The sequence below is a fragment of the Zoogloea sp. GW822-FHT05C07 genome (assembly GCF_058800215.1).
The window spans coordinates 4,057,114-4,074,046 of sequence record NZ_CM179510.1 but is presented as its reverse complement, the minus strand read 5'-3'; the positions used below and the strand labels follow the sequence as shown (position 1 = coordinate 4,074,046).

The window sequence follows — 16,933 nt, the reverse complement described above, 5'->3', positions numbered from 1 at the left end:
TGGGGACCCTCGGGTCCCCGCTTTTTTTGTGGCGCGGCTTTCCGTTCAAGCGGCCGGCAGCACGCGCGCCACCCAGTCGACGAAGTCCCGCGCCATGTCCGGCGTGATCTCGTGGGCGGCCGGGTAGCGGTGGGATTCAAGCGGCACGCCGAGTTCGCCGAGCCATTGGTCGCTGCGTTCGGCCCAGGCCACCGGCAGCGTGTTGTCCAGGCTGCCATGGGTAACCAACGCCTGCAGGTGCGCCAGCTCGGCCGCCGGGGCAAGCAGCGGGGCGATCTCCGGCAGGATGCGCCCGGACAGGATGCCGAAGCCGGCGACGCTGTCCGGACGGGTCAGCGCCAGGCTCGCCGACATGATGCCGCCCTGGCTGAAACCGGCCACCACGCTACGCCCGGCGGCAATGCCGAGGCGCACCTGCAGGTCGGCGACGAACAACGCCAGCTTGGCGCGGCTCACCTCCGCCGCCTCCGCGTCGATCACCGGGCCATTGGCGGTGAAGCTCACCTGGAAGGCGCAGAAAGCCGACGGGCCGAGGGGAATCGGCGAGCGGACCAGAGCCACCGCCAGCGACGCCGGCAGCAAGGCCGCCAGGCCGGCCAGGGACATCTCGTTGCTGCCGACGCCGTGCAGCAGGACCACCAGGCCCTGCGCCGGGCCGTCGGCCGGGCGCAGGCGGTAGGACAGGCTCAGGTCTTCGATCAGCGGCGGAAGGGTGATGGCTGCATTCATGCGTGTCGTTCCTGTGTGAGGTTGTTGAGGACTGTCGGCCATTACGGCGCCAGGTCGAAGACCAGCACTTCGGCGTTGCGGCCGGCCGTCAGTGCCACCGCGCTTTCATCTGCGAGCAGCGCCGCATCACCGGCCTCAAGAACCTGGCCATTGACGCTCAGCGCACCGCGGATGAGGAACACGTAGGCCTTGCGGGCCGGGTCCAGCGTCAGCGTGGCCGCTTCGGCACCGTCCAGCAAGCCGGCATACAGCCGCGCGTCGGCGTGGATCACAACCGAACCATCGGCACCATCGGGCGACGCCACCAGACGCAGGCGGCCGCGCTTCTCGGCGTCCGCAAAGGTCTTCTGCTCGTAGCCCGGCGCGATGCCCAGCTGGTTCGGTTCGATCCAAATCTGCAGGAAGTGTGTCACCGAATCCGCCGCGTGGTTGAACTCGCTGTGGCGCACGCCGCTGCCGGCACTCATGCGCTGTACGTCGCCCGGCGGAATCACCGTGCCATTGCCCATGCTGTCCTTGTGGGCCAGCGAACCGGACATCACGTAGCTGACGATCTCCATGTTCTGGTGGCCGTGGGTGCCGAAGCCGGTGCCCGGTGCGATGCGGTCCTCGTTGATGACCAGCAGGTTGCCCCAGCCCACGTGGGCGGGATCGTAGTAGCCGGCGAAAGAAAAGGAATGCTGGCTCTTCAGCCAGCCATGGTCGGCGTGGCCGCGGTCTTGGGATTTGCGCAGGGTAAGCATGGGGACCTCCTTGGTTGATGGCTCCACTTTAGCCCTCAGCAAGCCCGGAACGACTCACGCCCTTTGATGTCATCATTCAAACTATTTGAACGATGGAGGCGCCAATGCCGCAAGATCGACCCACCCCGCGGGACTTTCTGACACCCGACGCACTGGCCATGCTGCAGGCCATCGCCGACGCCGGAAGTTTTGCCGCCGCGGCCCGCGCCTGCGGGCTGGTGCCGAGTGCCCTCACCTACCGGGTACGGCGCATCGAAGATGCCCTCGACGTGCTGCTGTTCGACCGCAGCTCGCGCCAGGCCAAGCTCACCGAGGCCGGCCGCGAACTGCTGCGCGAAGGCAGCCGGCTACTGGCCGAGATCGACGCCGTCGCCAACCGGGTGCGCCGCGTCGCCACCGGCTGGGAGGCCAGCTTCACGATCGCGGTAGACAGCATCATCCACCGCACGACGCTGTTCGAACTGTGCCAGGACTTCCTTGCCCTCAATCCGCCGACCCGCCTGCGCCTGCGCGACGAGACCCTGTCGGGCACGCTGGAAGCCCTCAGCTCCGGCCAGGCCGATCTGGCCCTCGGCGTCGTCACCGAATCACCAATCGGTCCGGGCTTCCTGAGCCAGCCGCTGGGCAACCAGCGCTTCATCTTCACGGTGGCGCCCCATCATCCGCTGGCCCGCGAAACCGAACCCCTCAGCGACGCGACGATCCATCGCCACCGGGCTGTGGCGGTGGCCGACTCGGTGCGCCACGGCGACGGGTTGACCATCGGCCTGCTCGGCGGCCAGGACGTATTCACCGTGGCCAGCATGCCGGCCAAGCTGGAGGCCCAGTTGCGCGGCCTCGGCGTGGGCTTCCTGCCCGAATGCCTGGCCCGCCCCTATGTGGAAACCGGCCGCCTGGTGGCGCTGCGTGTCGAACGGGACGAAAGACGCATCATGGTCAGCTACGCATGGCGCCAGGCGCGCAGCGGGAGCAAAGGCAAGGCGCTGAGCTGGTGGCTGGAACGACTGGGCCTGGACAACACACGCCGCGCGCTGCTGGACGGCACACAGGCATTCTCCTGAAGAAGCTGAAGGCAAGTCATCCATCATGGATCGATTACCCGAATCGGTTTTATTTACACACAGTCGGAGACGAGCCGTTAAATAAATCACAACAAACTGAAATTAAACAAAATTTATATCTTGGAACAGAAAATGCTTGACGCATCATGGGACATACAGCCCTGCGCCCCTCCCCTGACACCCACAATCCAATAAGGGAATTCCAAGATGAGCCGTCCTCTTTTCGCCCAGAAGAGCATTGCCGCCACCCTTTCCGGTCTGGCCCTCGCCATGGCCTCGAGTGCCGCATTTGCCGCCCCGGTGATTGCGCCGATCAGTACGAATGCCGGCATCACCACGACCCTGATCAATTCCCTGCTGGCCCCGTCGAGCGGCATTTCCGTGGTCGGTGGCAGCGCCAGCTACCAGGGGACCAACAACGCCGGCTTCCAGCAATCCGGCACTTATAGCGGGTTCAACCTGGCGCCGTCGTCCGGTTCGACCCCGACGCTGAACCTGAACAACGGCATCGTGCTGACCTCCGGCAATGTCAATGTGCCACTCACCAACACGCTCAACAACTTCTCCGGCCAGAGCGGCAGCGGCTCGAACGCGCAATTGAGCACCCTCAGCGCCAGCGCCGGCAATTCGGACGTAACCAATGACGCCAACGTGCTGAGCTTCAATTTCAACGTTGCAGCAGGGATCACCTCGGTGTCGGCGCAATTCGTGTTCGCCACGGACGAATTCCCGACCCAGACGGTGACGGACATCTTCGGTTTCTTCGTGGATGGCGTGAATTACGCCAAGTTCAGCAACGGCCAGTTGATCGCCAACACGCCGGGCAACCCGACCAACTTCATCGACAACCCGGTCGGCGGCGGCCTGTACGACATCGAGTACAACGGCCTGACCCAGGTATTCACCGTCACGGGCCTGCTCGGCGCCGGCAATCCTGACGGCAGCCACACCATCACCATCGGCATCGCCGACACCTTCGACGACATCTTTGACAGCGCCGTCTTCATCAGCAGCCTGAGCGCCGGCAGGGCGACCGGCGGCGGCATCGGCAACGCGGTTCCCGAACCTGCCAGCCTGGCACTCGCCGGCGTCGGCCTCGCAGCAGCGGCAGCCACCCGTCGCCGCAACAAGCGCGGCTGATGCAACGGGGGTGATGCGCTTTTCCCGGCGCGACATTGCGTACGCGCCGGGCCATACACACAGCTTCAGCGGTACACAGCCTTTAGCGGGCCGGCACCATGATGTCCGCTTCGCCTTCCAGCACCACCTTGCCCTTCACCGTGGCCACGGTGTCGAACTTGGCCTTGCGCTTCTCGGGGGTGAGTTCCTTGATCGTGCAGCGCACCGTGACGGTGTCGCCGATCTTCACCGGCGCCTTGAACTTCAGGCTCTGGGACAGGTAGATGCAGCCCGGCCCCGGCAGCTTCATGCCGAACACGGTGGAGATGAAGCCGGCCGACAGCATGCCGTGGGCGATACGGCCACCGAACATGGTGGACGCCGCCAGTTCCTCATTCACGTGCACAGGGTTGAAGTCGCCGGTCACGCCCGCGAAGGCCAGGATGTCGGCCTCGGTGACGGTGCGCGCATACACGGCGCTTTGCCCGACGAACAACTCCTCGTACTTGTAGCCGTAGTATTCCTCGAAGTTCTGCTTTTCTTCGCTCATCGACTGTTCCCTTCTGTGTGTTTTGGTCTTGATTGTGGGTATGCGAACTGTTGGAAAATCGCCGGCGGCCTGACTCCTCCCCAGGCCGCCCACGTGGTTTCCAGCATACTCCAATCGTGTTACGGAATCCGCACGCAATAAGGGTTTCAGCCGCTTTCAGGCGTCTTTCAACAATCCTTGACGCTCGATGAAGGCGATGATGTCGGCAAGCCCCTGGCCGGTCTTCAAATTGCTAAAAATGAAGGGGCGCTCGCCGCGCATCTTCCTGGCATCCCGGTCCATGACGTCCAGCGACGCACCGACCAGCGGCGCCAGGTCGATCTTGTTGATGACCAGCAGGTCGCTCTTGGTGATGCCCGGCCCGCCCTTGCGCGGAATCTTGTCGCCGGCGGACACGTCGATCACGTAGATCGTCAGGTCGGACAGCTCGGGCGAGAAGGTCGCCGCCAGATTGTCGCCGCCGGACTCGACGAAGATCAGCTCCACGTCGGGGAACAGGCGGATCAGGCGATCCACCGCCTCCAGGTTGATCGAGGCGTCCTCGCGGATCGCCGTGTGCGGGCAACCGCCGGTTTCCACACCGATGATGCGCTCGGGCGTGAGGGCCTCGTTGCGCACCAGGAACTGGGCGTCCTCGGCGGTGTAGATGTCGTTGGTGACCACACACAGGTCGTACTTGTCGCGCAGGGCCTGGCACAGGGCCAGGGTCAGGGCGGTCTTGCCGGAGCCGACGGGGCCGCCGATGCCGACGCGGAGGGGTTGGCCTTTCATGGAGCGTTTCCTTCTTCTTGAGTTCTGGAGATGGGGTTCGGGGCCCGGCCGGGCTCAGCCCGCCGCGGTCAGCGCCGCCCACTGGCGGGCCAGCGCCGGATCGTCGGCCAGGAAGGCCGCCAGGTCGCGGGGGTCGGGCCAGTCCGGGTTGGAGAAATCGGAGCGGCAGTGGCGCCGGCTCATGCTCGGGTGCGGCCGCAGCAGATGTCCGTCGCAGGCCGCCTCGGCCGCCGCGGTGATGCCTTCGGCGATCAGCGCGTCGATGAAATCCGGGTCGCGGTTGAGCTTGGATGCGTAGTCCAGGCGCACGCCGGCAAAGTCCTTGCGCGGCCGGTCCCCGAGGCCGACGACACTGACGGTGACCCGCTTGTAGTCGGCCAGGTCGGGCGGCAGCTTCCGCAGTTCGGTCAGCTGGGTCGCGATCTTGTTCACCACATCGATGGAGCGCAGCTCCTGGCCGAGGGACAGGTTGCCGGCCAGCTCGTTGCGCCGGTCGATCTGCTCGGACGGCGTCACCGGACCGCAGGCGCTGCCTTCGTACTGGTTCGGGTTGATCTGCACCACCCACAGCAGGTCGGGCTTGGCGTCCCGCGGGCGGTTGATGAAGAAGTCGTTGATCGGCGGGTTCTGGGAGTACAGGCCGTCCCAGAAGAAGCGCGCTTCGCGGCGGCCCGGCTGGCTGCGGCTGTCCACCTCCAGCGGCGCGGCCACGAAGAGTTCGGGGATGCACGCGCTGGCCAGCAGTTCGTCGAGGCGGATGCCCGCCCCCGGCCGCTCCGGAAAGGTGCGGAAGGCGCTCTGGGGATGGTCGGGGTAGCCGAGCACATCCACCGCGCCGACGAAGAGGTCCAGCCCGTCCCGGCCGAAGAAGCGCTCCGCCTCGGCCGGCAGGCCGACGGTAGTGCGCAGGTCGTCCTTCATGCGGGCCTGCACCAGCGCCGACAGGTATGGCGACGGCGGCACGCTCACGTCCGGCAGCCAGTCCTGCAGCGACAGCGCGAACTGCGCAGCTTTGTTGGTGAAATACTCGCTCCACCACAGGGGCGCCTTGCCGGCCGGGTCGAGGCTGGCCTTGTTGCGGTTCCAGTAGCTCAGCACCCGGCGGGCGCCGTCGGCCCAGCTGTCGGCCTTGCTCCACGCCAGCGCCGCGGTGAGCGCCCCGCCCGAGGTGCCGGACAGACCCTGCAGGCGGAACCAGTGGTTCTCCTGCCCTTCCCTCTTGAAATGCTCGAAGGACAGGAACAGGTAGGCCAGCACACCGGCCGTGAAGGCGGTGTGGGCACCGCCGCCCTGGCAGGCGATGGCAAGACGGGGCACGTCGTCGTCACGGACAGTCACGATGCAAGGCTTCTCAGGAACGGAACAGGCGGGAATACTGCGTCTCGTGGCGGCAACTGGCAATCGCCAGCCCCGGCTGGAAGTTGGACCAGGCCTCCGGCGGGCGCTGCAGCGCGTCGGCGACCCGCTCCGGCACCTGCGCGGCCAGGGACGACAGCAGGCGCTGGCCGGCGGCCTGGCCGAGGGGCACCGCTTTCACGGCCGCCATCACCATGTTCTCCAGCCAGGCCCAGGCGTAGCCGCCCAGCGCGTCGGCCGACGGCACCTGCCAGGCCACCGCGGCGGCGGCCCAGACGGTCGGAAAGACCGGCTCTTCGAGCGTCCTGATGCGCGCAACCCAACCGGGCAACCCGGCGAAGGCCGGCAGATCGACCAGCAGGCGGACCAGCGAGTAGCCCATCTGCACCGTCTCGGCACGCAGCTCGGAGGTTTCGCGGCTGGCCAGGCAGCGGGCGTTGAGCACCGCCACCTCGCCGTCGTCACCGGCCCGCCAGGCGTCCAGCAGGACGGCCAGCAAGGGCAGCTCATAGCCGCCGAAAGCGCCCGCCAGCGCATCGCCAATCCACTCGCCGACCTGGGCCTCGCTCTTCACGGCACCGCAATCGACGACCCACTCCAGGCCCTGCGAATAGGTGTAGGCGCCCACCGGCAGCGCGGGGCTGACCAGCTGCAGCAGGCGCATCAGCGGCAGGCTCACCGGCGGTCTCCGGCGTATGGAAAGACGCTCAGCGGCACAGCACGTCGTCCTTGATCGACGCGGCAACCGCCGCCACCTCGCCGATCAGCGCATCGGACACGCCGAGGCTGGCCAGCGTCGCCGCCAGGTTCTCGACCACCGCGTCGAAGTGGCTTTCGTTCAGCCCCAGCTTGTCCACCAGGCCCTGGTGGGCGGCGCGCATGCCCTGGCCGTTATAGGCCGGGCCGCCACCGAAGGCGTAGGTCAGGAAGGCCTTCTGGTGCCCCCGCTGACGGACCATGTCGGTGTTGGCGAAGAAATGGCTGATGCGCGCATCGGCCAGCACCTTGTTGTAAAAAATGTCGACAGCCGCATCGATGGCGGCCGCGCCGCCAAGGCGTTCGTAAAGCGTGGTCATCAGGAAAGACTCCTATCGTGGTTGAAGGATGCTTGGAGCGGCTCCCAACTCTGGGTCTTGTTATTTGTACTGGTGAATCTTGGCTTCGGTGGCCCCGCGCTCGGCGTGGTGATGGCCGTGGGCGTAGGCGCCGGCTTCCGGCTCGAAGGCGGCGCTCAGGCTGCTCACCGCGGCACCGAGGCCGACCAGCATGGTCTTCAGCACATGGTCGGTCTGGATGCGCAGCCAGCCGTCACCCACCTGCACCGCCACGTGGCGGTTGCCCAGGTGGTAGGCCACGCGGGCCAGCGCGGAGGCGTCGACGCAGCGCGCCTCGAGCAACTCCTCCGGCGCCGACACCACCTCGACGATGCGCCCGTCCTGGGCCTGCAGGCGGTCGCCGCCGCGCAGGATGGTGCCGCGGGGCAGGAACAGGCCGACCTCCTCGCCGTCCGCCAGGCGGGTGCGCAGGCGGCTCTTGGTGCGGGCGTCGAAGTCGAGTTGCAGGCGCGCGGTGGGCGCGGCGTCGCCGGTGTAGATGTTTTCGATCAGCAGCATGGTTCAGAACAGGAAGTAACGTTGGGCCATCGGCAGCACGCTGGCCGGTTCGCAGGTGAGCAGTTCGCCGGCGGCGCGGACCTCGTAGGTTTCCGGATCGACGGTGATGTCGCCCTGCCAGTTGTTGTGGATCATCGCCGCCTTGGTGACGCTGCGGATGCCGCGCACAGCCTCCAGCGGCTTGGCGAGGCCGAGGCCGTCCAGCGCGCCGTTGGCCAGCGCGGCCTGGGACACGAAGGTCAGCGCCGTCTTGAGGCCGCCGCCGAAGGCGCCGAACATCGGCTTGTAATGCACCGGCTGCGGCGTCGGGATGGACGCGTTGGCATCGCCCATGGCCGCCGCGGCGATCATCCCGCCCTTCAGGATCAGGCTCGGCTTGACGCCGAAGAAGGCCGGCTTCCAGATCACCAGATCGGCCAGCTTGCCCGGCTCGATGGAGCCGACCACGTGGCTGATGCCGTGGGTGATGGCCGGGTTGATGGTGTATTTGGCGATGTAGCGCTTGGCGCGGAAGTTGTCGCTGCGCGCCGTGTCCTCTGCCAGCGCGCCGCGCTGGACCTTCATCTTGTGGGCAGTCTGCCAGGTGCGGATGATCACCTCGCCAACCCGGCCCATGGCCTGGGAGTCGGACGAGAACATGGACAGCGCGCCGATGTCGTGCAGGATGTCCTCGGCGGCGATGGTCTCGCGGCGGATGCGGCTCTCGGCGAAGGCCACGTCCTCGGCAATCGCCGGGTCGAGGTGGTGGCACACCATCAGCATGTCCAGGTGTTCGTCGATGGTGTTGACGGTATAGGGCCGGGTCGGGTTGGTGGAACTGGGCAGCACGTTGGACAGCCCGGCCAGCTTGACGATGTCCGGCGCGTGACCGCCGCCCGCCCCTTCGGTGTGGAAGGTGTGGATGCTGCGCCCCTTGAAGGCCGCGGCGGTGGTCTCGACGAAGCCGGATTCATTCAGCGTGTCGGTGTGGATCGCCACCTGGATATCCATTTCCTCGGCGACCGACAGGCAGTTGTCGATGGCTGCCGGCGTGGTGCCCCAGTCCTCGTGCAGCTTGAGGCCGATGACGCCGGCCTCGACCTGCTCGCGCAGAGGGTCGGGCAGGCTGACATTGCCCTTGCCGAGAAAACCGAGGTTCATCGGGAAGGCGTCGGCCGCCTGCAGCATGCGCGCGATGTGCCACGGCCCCGGCGTACAGGTGGTGGCGTAGGTGCCGGTGGCCGGCCCGGTGCCGCCGCCGATCATCGTGGTGACGCCGCTCATCAGCGCCTCCTCGATCTGCTGCGGGCAGATGAAATGGATGTGGGTGTCGATGCCGCCGGCGGTGACGATCATCCCCTCGCCGGCAATCACCTCCGTGGCCGCGCCGACGGCGATCGTCACGCCGGGCTGGATGTCCGGGTTGCCGGCCTTGCCGATGGCGCTGATGCGCCCGTTCTTGAGGCCGATGTCGGCCTTGACGATGCCCCAGTGGTCGAGGATCAGCGCGTTGGTGATGACGGTGTCGGCCACCTCGGCAGCCAGGCGCTGGCCCTGGCCCATGCCGTCGCGGATCACCTTGCCGCCGCCGAACTTCACCTCCTCGCCATAGATCGTGTAGTCCTTCTCCACCTCGATCCACAGCTCGGTGTCGGCCAGGCGCACCCGGTCGCCCACCGTCGGGCCGAACATTTCCGCGTAGGCGCGGCGCGAGATCTTGGCCATTTACAGGGCTCCCATCACATGAGCGTTGAAACCGAAGACCTTGCGGTCGCCCGCCAGCGCCACCAGCTCGACAGTCCGCGTCTGGCCCGGCTCGAAGCGCACCGCGGTGCCGGCCGCGATGTTGAGGCGGAAGCCCCGCGCGGCGGCGCGGTCGAAGTCCAGCGCCGCGTTGGTCTCGGCGAAGTGGTAGTGGGAGCCGACCTGGATCGGGCGGTCGCCGGTATTGGCGACGACGAGGGTCAGCGTGGCGCGGCCGACGTTGAGCTCCAGCTCGCCGTCGAGGGTGTCGATTTCACCGGGGATCATGGGCGGGCCTCAGACGATGGGTTGGTGGACGGTGACCAGCTTGGTGCCGTCGGGGAAGGTGGCTTCCACCTGGATCTCGGGGATCAGCTCGGGCACGCCTTCCATCACGTCGGCGCGGGTCAAAAGTGTGGTGCCGTAGTTCATCAGCTCGGCCACCGTGCGGCCGTCGCGGGCGCCTTCGAGGAGGGCGGCGCTGATGTAGGCCACCGCCTCCGGGTAGTTGAGCTTGAGGCCTCGGGCCTTGCGCCGCTCGGCCAGCAGGCCGGCGGTGAAGATCAACAGCTTGTCTTTTTCGCGGGGGGTCAGTTCCATTCGGGAGCCCTTTCTCGTTCGGTCGGCGCGGCCCGCTGGCCGGCGCCGGAAATGATAGTTGCACGGCCGCGGCGGCGGCCATTGCCGGAAACCGATATCACGTATGCCAGATCCGTGGCACCTCGGCCGGGCGGCCGGCCAGAGCCGGACGCAGCGCCGCCCACAGGGCCACGAACCAGGCCCGTGCCGGCTCGGCGGCCGGCCCCAGGTAGCGCGCCACCAGCAGGCCCGGCAGTCGCGTCACACCGCCCTCGCCCACCGTCGGCAGCACCGCCCGGCAGGCCTCCAGCAGCGCCGCGTCGATGCCCTCCGCCGCCACCAGCAGCGTGCCGGTGACCGGCTGGCCGCGCAGGCCGACCGGCGAATCGAGCAGGCGCGAACCGCCTTCGATGACGCCCTGCTCGCTCCAGATCAAGCGCCCGTCCCGCTCGATGCGCGAAGCCAGGCGCAGGCTGCCGGCGGTCAACCGCTCGCCGGACGCGGTGCGCCCGAGGCACAGCAGGTCCAGCCCGACGAACACCGCATCGCCGTGCAGGCGCACCGTGGTCTCGGTCAAGCCGCGCACCCGGTCGAAGACGATGCTCTCCTGCGGCAGCCATTCGAACACGCCGCCCGCCGCCACCGAGAAATCCAGCCGCTGCGTGGCCAGCGGCCCCTGGCTGCGATACCACTTGCCGGCGCCGGGCGTGGTGACCAGCGCATGGGCGCCCTCGCCCACCCTCACCTGCACGGTGAGCGCATCGCCGCCGGCAATACCGGCCGGCGGATGCAGCATCAGCGCATGGCACACCGCCGGCCCTTCCGGGTAGAGCGCCTTCTGGACCCGCAGCGGGCCCTCGTGCAGGCGGTGGGCCAGCACCGTGCGGCCGTCGGGCGTGGCGTCGAAGCCCAGTTCGAGGCGCGCGCGCCAGCTCAGGTGGTGCCCGGCGTCGGGACGTACGGAAGCCTGCAGTTCGGCAGGCGGACAGGATGCGAGCAACATGGGTCTCAGATTAGCAAACGGTATGCCGGAGAGGCGCGTGGATGCGTGCTTTCGGGGTATTCGGGCGGTTGGCGGCGGCGATTCTAGTGCGCAATGGCCGGACTGTGGGGTGCCGGACGTCTTTGGCGAGGGATACGGCCTCGGGCGCCCGGCAGAATGCGTCATCAAGGAGGCCCCGAAGGCTCGCCCGCAAAGCCCTCGGCGGCGGGGGTGGCACTTTTTGGGGCACGGGCGAAGCCTGGGGTGCTGGGGATGCACCAAAGTGGCTTGCGGGCGGCGCCGGGGGGCTGGGTCATGGGGCGTGTGGTGCTGGAACGCACGGTGTTGGGGCGTTGGTTCGTTGGTTGATGGGTTGGTTAGGGGGAAGGATTTCCATTGTTTTGCTTCGCATTGGCCGGGTCTCGCCCCGGCGGGCGACATCCTTTCTTGTCACACGACAAGAAAGGATGCAAAGAAACGTGCCCCGCTGCCGCGCCCCCTGCGGGGGTGCCCGAGCTCCGGGCGTGCCGGGCGGGGTCTGCGCAAACTCGCCCTGCGGGCTCAAACATGCGCAGCCCGTGTCCGCCCGTCCCACCCTCCACTCGGCGCGTCAGAGGGGGAAAGGAAAGGCAGGTGCTCGACGGCCAGTGCCCATCAACCAGACACGCCAGCCAAGCCACCTAGCAGTTTCAGGAAACGCTCGGCGCTTCCCCAAAGCCCGTCCCGAACCGCCGAGCAGCACAGCGGCAGGCGGGGATGTCCGGCGCGGCTGTCTGAGGAGGCGCAGCCGACGAGTTCCGCGACGGCCGCCTGCTGCGAGCAGCGCAGGGAAGTCGTCCGCACAGCGGACGACCGGTGAGGCACGGGTCGCCTTTCTTGCCTTCTTCTTTGGCGACGCAAAGAAGAAGGTCGCCCGCCGGGGCGAGTCCCGGCCAATCCAAGCCAATAAACCGGAAAGCAGCCCAGCAAGGGCTCCTCTCGCCAAGAGCAATCCCAAAACCACGAAAACGGAAACTTACTTTCCAACTTTCGGCCTCAGAGCTCGAAACTTCGACCCCGCCCCCCGAAACTTCGGGCTCAATCACCGAAACTTCGACCTTAAAGACCGAAGTTTCGACCTCCGAACTCGAAACTTCGAGCATTTCGGCCGAAACTTCGAGCTCGGAGCTCGAACATCGCAGCTCGCAATCCGAACTTTCGAGCTCAATCACCGAAAAACGGATGGTAACCATCCGTCATCGGATGATTGCCTTCCACTGCCGCGCAACAAGCAGGCGACCACGCACAAGAGCGTCCGGCAAGGGCACTCCCCCTAAACCGACAGCATCTCCCTCACCTTGTTGGCCTCCATCTCCTCCCCCCTCCCCGCACTGATGATCTCCCCCCGCTCCATCAGCAGATAGTGATCCGCCAGCGAGCGCGCGAAGTCGTAGTACTGCTCGACCAGCAGGATCGCCATCTCGCCGGTTTCGGCCAGCGCCCGGATCGCGCGCTCGATGTCCTTGATGATGGACGGCTGGATGCCCTCGGTGGGTTCGTCGAGGATCAGCAGCTTGGGCCCCGGGGCCAGCGCGCGGCCGATGGCGAGCTGTTGCTGCTGGCCGCCGGAGAGGTCGCCGCCACGCCGGCGCATCATCTGCCTGAGCACCGGGAACATCTCGAAGATGCGGCTCGGCACCTCGGCACTGGCGGGCCGGGTGGCGAGGCCCATCAGCAGGTTCTCCTCCACCGTCAGGCGCGGGAAGATCTCGCGGCCCTGGGGTACGTAGCCGATGCCGGCGCGCACGCGGCCATAGCTGGGGGCCTTGGTGATGTCGGCGCCGTCGAGGGCGATGCTGCCGGTGGCGGCGGGCACCAGGCCCATCAGGGTCTTGAGCAGCGTGGTCTTGCCCACCCCGTTGCGCCCGAGCAGGGTGGTGACCTTGCCCATCGGCACCTCGAAGCTGAGGTTGCGCAGGATGTGGGAGCCGCCGTAGTACTGGTTGAGGTTGGTGACGGTCAGCATGGTTCAGCGCCCCAGATAGACTTCGATGACGCGGGGATCGGCCTGGACGGTGGCGAGATCGCCCTCCGCCAGCACCGAGCCTTCGCACAGTACGGTGACCTTGCCGCCGAGGGCTTCGACGAAGGCCATGTCGTGTTCGACGACGACCAGCGAGTGCTTGCCCTTGAGGCTGACGAACAGCTCGGCGGTGCGCTCGGTCTCGTCGTCGGTCATGCCGGCGACGGGCTCGTCGAGGAGCAGCAGCTTGGGGTCCTGCACCAGCAGCATGCCGATCTCCAGCCACTGCTTCTGGCCGTGGGACAGCAGTCCGGCGGGCCGGTCGGCCTGGTCGTCGAGGCGGATCAGGCGCAGGGTGTCGGCGATCTTGTCCAGGTCGTCGCCGAACAGCCGCGCGAAGAGGCTCTTCTTGACCCGCTTGTCGGTCTTGAGGGCCAGCTCCAGGTTTTCGAACACGGTGTGGTGCTCGAAGATGGTCGGCTTCTGGAACTTGCGGCCGATGCCGGCGTGGGCGATCTGCGGCTCGGTGAGGCGGGTCAGGTCGATGGTCTGGCCGAAGAAGGCCTTGCCGGCGTCGGGCCGGGTCTTGCCGGTGATGACGTCCATCATCGTGGTCTTGCCCGCCCCGTTGGGGCCGATGATGCAGCGCAGCTCGCCGGCGTCGATCTGCAGGGACAGCTTGTTGAGGGCGCGAAAGCCGTCGAAGCTGACCGTGATGTCGTCCAGGTAGAGCATGACCTTGTGGGACAGGTCGAGCGCACCCGGCGTCAGCACGTGGCTAGTGCTGGCGGCGCCGTCCCAGCCTTCCTTCTGGCCGTCGGCGGGGGCGTTGCGGGAGATGGAGGATTCGACGCGCATCGTCAGGCTCCTTTGGCTGCGGTGCCGTTGGGGATCTTGGAGTCGGGGGCGACCGGAGTGCGCGGCACGGCCGGCACCGCCGCGGCTTCGGCGCGGGCCGCCGCAATGGCGGCCTTCTCGGCCCGGCGAGCCTTGATCTTGGCCCACAGGCCGGCCACGCCTTCGGGCAGATAGAGGGTCACCAGGATGAACAGCAGGCCGAGGAAGAACAGCCAGTATTCGGGGAAGCTGGTGGTGAACCAGGTTTTCGACAGATTGACGATGCCGGCCCCGAAGATCGGCCCGACCAGCGTGCCGCGCCCACCCACCGCCACCCAGATGGCGATCTCGATGGAGTTGGCGACGGACATTTCCGACGGGTTGATGATGCCTACCTGCGGCACGTAGAGCGCCCCGGCCAGGCCGCACAGCATGGCCGACACGGTCCAGATGAAGAGCTTGTAGTGCAGCGGGTTGTAGCCGATGAACATGACGCGGTTCTCGGCGTCGCGGATGGCGGTGAGGACGCGGCCGAACTTGGAGGCGATGAGCGCCTTGCCGAGGATCAGCGTGCCGAGCAGCAGCGTCACCGACAGGCCGAACAGCACCACGCGGGTCTCCGGCGCGGTGATCGAGTAGCCGAGGATGCGCTTGAAGTCGGTGAAGCCGTTGTTGCCGCCGAAGCCGGTCTCGTTGCGGAAGAAGAACAGCATCGCGGCGTAGGTCATGGCCTGGGTGATGATCGAGAAATACACCCCCTTGATGCGCGAGCGGAACGCGAAGTAGCCGAAGATCCAGGCGATCGCGCCGGGCACCGCCACCGCCAGCAGCAGGCACCACAGGAAGCTGTCGGTGCCGGACCAGTACCAGGGCAGCTCCTTCCAGTCGAGGAAGACCATGAAGTCCGGGATGTCGGCGCCGTAGCTGCCGTCGCGGCCGATCTGGCGCATCAGGTACATACCGAAGCTGTAGCCGCCGAGGGCGAAGAACAGCCCGTGGCCGAGGGACAGGATGCCGCCGAAGCCCCAGATCAGGTCCATCGCCACCGCCACCACGGCGTAGCACAGGATCTTGCCGATCAGGGTGATGGCGTAGGTGGAGATGTGCAGCGGATGGCCCTCGGGCAGCATCAGGTGGGCCAGGGGCACCAGCACCCAGGCCGCAACGAAGACCGCCGCCACCGCCAGCCAGCCCCGCGGACCGAGGCCGGCAACAAGTTTCACGCTTACAGGTGTGCGCATGGCGTCCCCCGCTCAGTCGACGAACCGGCCCTTGAGGGCGAACAGCCCCTGAGGTCGCTTCTGGATGAAGATGATGATGAAGACCAGCACCAGGATCTTGGCGATGACCGCCCCGGCCCAGCCTTCGAGGAACTTGGTGACCACGCCGAGGCCCAGCGCCGCCCACACCGCGCCGGCCAGCTGGCCGACGCCGCCGAGCACGACGACCATGAAGGAATCGACGATGTAGCCCTGGCCCATGTCCGGCCCGACGTTGGCGATCTGCGACAGCGCGACGCCGCCGAGGCCGGCGATGCCGGAGCCGATGCCGAAGGCCAGGGTGTCGATGCGCGCCGTCGGCACGCCGACGCAGCCGGCCATCGGGCGGTTCTGCGTGACGGCGCGGACGAACATGCCGAGGCGGGTCTTGTTCATCAGCAGCCACACCACCAGCAGCACGAAACCCGAGAAGGCCACGATGACCAGGCGGTTCCACGGCAGGGACAGGTTCTCGGCCAGCTGCACGCCGCCGGACATCCAGGCCGGGTTGGCCACCTCCACGTTCTGCGCGCCGAACAGCAGGCGCGCCGCCTGAATCAGCACCAGGGACAGGCCCCAGGTGGCGAGCAGGGTTTCCAGCGGACGGCCGTAGAGGTGGCGGATCACCGTGCGCTCCATCAGCATGCCCACCGCCGCGGCGACGAAGAAGGCCACCGGCACCGCGGCGACCACGTAGTAATCGACGAAATCCGGAAAGCGGCTGCGGAACAGGGCCTGCATCGCGTAGGCGGAATAGGCGCCGACCATCAGCAGCTCGCCGTGGGCCATGTTGATGACGCCCATCACGCCGTAGGTGATGGCCAGGCCGAGGGCCGCCAGCAGCAGGATGGAGCCGAGGGAGATGCCGGTGAACACCTGCCCGGCCATGTCGCTCCACACCAGGCGGCCATCGATGGCCTTGATCGCGGTCTGGGCGGCCAGGCGCACCTTCTCGTCCGGCTCGGCGTAGCTATCGCCCTGCTTCTCGATCAGCGGCAGCAGCAGCGCCTTGACTGCCGGGCTGGACGACTGGCCGAGGGTCTGCACGGCCTGCAGGCGGGCCGCGGCGTCGGGGCTGGCGAGGCTGGCCTGGGCCTGCAGTTGCACCAGGATCGGCTTGATGTCGCCGTCCTGCTCCTGCTTCAAGGCCTTGTCGAAGAGCGGCAGCAGCGCTGCGCCGTCGCCCATGTCGGCCAGCAGGGCCTTGGCGGCGGCCAGGCGTTCGGTCTTGTCGGTGGACAGCAGACGCAGCGCCGCGAGAGCGCCATCCACCTGCTGGCGCAGGCTGTTGTTGAGGCTGATGGAGTCCGGGCTAGCGGCCGGCTTCAGCCGCTTGCCGTTGGCGGCGTCCAGCACCTGGTCGCCGGCGACGATCACCAGCTTGTCGCCGGCCACCGCCACCGTATCGTCGGAGAGCGCCTTGAGCAGGCGCGCCGCGTCGGCGTCACCGACTTCGGCGAGCGCCGCCACGGCCCCCTGCTTGGCGTCGAAATCCTCCGACGCGAGGCCCTTCAGCACCTCGGGGGCCACGTCGGCGCGCACCACGCCGGCGCTCAGGCCGAGGGCCAGGCTCAGGATGAATATGAGTCGTTTCATGCTTGCTCCCGAAA

At 67.3% G+C, this 16,933-nt stretch carries 18 protein-coding genes; 2 read left to right on the top strand and 16 right to left on the bottom strand.

The genetic code is table 11. The features are described 5' to 3' along the window. Window positions 1-45 precede the first annotated feature (45 nt). Both AC3QL2_RS18770 and AC3QL2_RS18765 read right to left on the bottom strand, forming a co-directional pair. Window positions 46-729 (bottom strand): alpha/beta hydrolase, encoded by a 684-nt coding sequence (locus AC3QL2_RS18770; protein WP_493235176.1) that lies wholly within the window; start codon window positions 727-729, stop codon window positions 46-48. Window positions 730-770: 41 nt separating this feature from the next. After that, entirely contained in the window at window positions 771-1,472 is a 702-nt protein-coding gene (locus AC3QL2_RS18765; RefSeq protein ID WP_493235177.1) for a pirin family protein, read from the bottom strand. A gap of 104 nt (window positions 1,473-1,576) precedes the next feature. On the opposite strand from AC3QL2_RS18765, the gene AC3QL2_RS18760 reads away from it, so the two are divergent. Then, complete coding sequence (locus AC3QL2_RS18760; RefSeq protein WP_493235178.1) at window positions 1,577-2,533, top strand: LysR substrate-binding domain-containing protein; 957 nt, start codon at window positions 1,577-1,579, stop codon at window positions 2,531-2,533. A 207-nt stretch (window positions 2,534-2,740) separates the two neighbouring features. After that, window positions 2,741-3,673 carry a choice-of-anchor L domain-containing protein gene (locus tag AC3QL2_RS18755; protein WP_493235179.1) on the top strand — a complete coding sequence of 311 codons (933 nt, stop codon included), beginning with the start codon at window positions 2,741-2,743 and terminating at the stop codon, window positions 3,671-3,673. A gap of 82 nt (window positions 3,674-3,755) precedes the next feature. Here AC3QL2_RS18755 and AC3QL2_RS18750 read toward each other — a convergent pair whose 3' ends face one another. From AC3QL2_RS18750 to urtB, 14 genes are all read right to left on the bottom strand, one after another. After that, window positions 3,756-4,202: a MaoC family dehydratase gene (locus AC3QL2_RS18750; RefSeq protein ID WP_079435767.1), complete on the bottom strand. Its 447-nt coding sequence runs from the start codon at window positions 4,200-4,202 to the stop codon at window positions 3,756-3,758. Between the two features lie 156 nt (window positions 4,203-4,358). Beyond that, entirely contained in the window at window positions 4,359-4,973 is a 615-nt protein-coding gene (ureG, locus tag AC3QL2_RS18745) for an urease accessory protein UreG (RefSeq protein WP_493235180.1), read from the bottom strand. 54 nt (window positions 4,974-5,027) lie between these two features. Next, window positions 5,028-6,311, bottom strand: a complete 1,284-nt coding sequence (locus tag AC3QL2_RS18740) for a patatin-like phospholipase family protein (protein WP_493235181.1) — start codon at window positions 6,309-6,311, stop codon at window positions 5,028-5,030. A 13-nt stretch (window positions 6,312-6,324) separates the two neighbouring features. After that, entirely contained in the window at window positions 6,325-6,993 is a 669-nt protein-coding gene (locus AC3QL2_RS18735; RefSeq protein WP_493235262.1) for an urease accessory protein UreF, read from the bottom strand. A 43-nt stretch (window positions 6,994-7,036) separates the two neighbouring features. Further along, the gene (locus tag AC3QL2_RS18730) at window positions 7,037-7,405 is read right to left on the bottom strand and encodes a group I truncated hemoglobin (RefSeq protein ID WP_493235182.1); all 369 of its coding nucleotides are present in this window, start codon (window positions 7,403-7,405) and stop codon (window positions 7,037-7,039) included. 60 nt (window positions 7,406-7,465) lie between these two features. After that, window positions 7,466-7,942 (bottom strand): urease accessory protein UreE, encoded by a 477-nt coding sequence (gene ureE, locus AC3QL2_RS18725; RefSeq protein ID WP_493235183.1) that lies wholly within the window; start codon window positions 7,940-7,942, stop codon window positions 7,466-7,468. Window positions 7,943-7,945: 3 nt separating this feature from the next. Then, window positions 7,946-9,646: an urease subunit alpha gene (gene ureC, locus AC3QL2_RS18720; RefSeq protein ID WP_493235184.1), complete on the bottom strand. Its 1,701-nt coding sequence runs from the start codon at window positions 9,644-9,646 to the stop codon at window positions 7,946-7,948. Then, window positions 9,647-9,952: an urease subunit beta gene (locus tag AC3QL2_RS18715; protein WP_493235185.1), complete on the bottom strand. Its 306-nt coding sequence runs from the start codon at window positions 9,950-9,952 to the stop codon at window positions 9,647-9,649. 9 nt (window positions 9,953-9,961) lie between these two features. Continuing rightward, a complete protein-coding gene (ureA, locus tag AC3QL2_RS18710; RefSeq protein WP_079435773.1) occupies window positions 9,962-10,264 on the bottom strand; it encodes an urease subunit gamma in 303 nt (100 codons plus the stop codon). A 97-nt stretch (window positions 10,265-10,361) separates the two neighbouring features. Next, on the bottom strand, window positions 10,362-11,246 hold the full coding sequence (locus tag AC3QL2_RS18705) for an urease accessory protein UreD (protein ID WP_493235186.1): 885 nt from the start codon (window positions 11,244-11,246) through the stop codon (window positions 10,362-10,364). 1,291 nt (window positions 11,247-12,537) lie between these two features. Then, window positions 12,538-13,230, bottom strand: coding sequence for an urea ABC transporter ATP-binding subunit UrtE (gene urtE / locus AC3QL2_RS18700; RefSeq protein WP_493235187.1), 693 nt, complete (start codon window positions 13,228-13,230; stop codon window positions 12,538-12,540). A gap of 3 nt (window positions 13,231-13,233) precedes the next feature. Beyond that, window positions 13,234-14,085 (bottom strand): urea ABC transporter ATP-binding protein UrtD, encoded by an 852-nt coding sequence (urtD, locus tag AC3QL2_RS18695; protein ID WP_493235188.1) that lies wholly within the window; start codon window positions 14,083-14,085, stop codon window positions 13,234-13,236. 2 nt (window positions 14,086-14,087) lie between these two features. After that, window positions 14,088-15,287 (bottom strand): urea ABC transporter permease subunit UrtC, encoded by a 1,200-nt coding sequence (urtC, locus tag AC3QL2_RS18690; protein WP_493240280.1) that lies wholly within the window; start codon window positions 15,285-15,287, stop codon window positions 14,088-14,090. A 30-nt stretch (window positions 15,288-15,317) separates the two neighbouring features. Then, a complete protein-coding gene (urtB, locus tag AC3QL2_RS18685; RefSeq protein WP_493235190.1) occupies window positions 15,318-16,919 on the bottom strand; it encodes an urea ABC transporter permease subunit UrtB in 1,602 nt (533 codons plus the stop codon). Window positions 16,920-16,933: the final 14 nt, after the last annotated feature.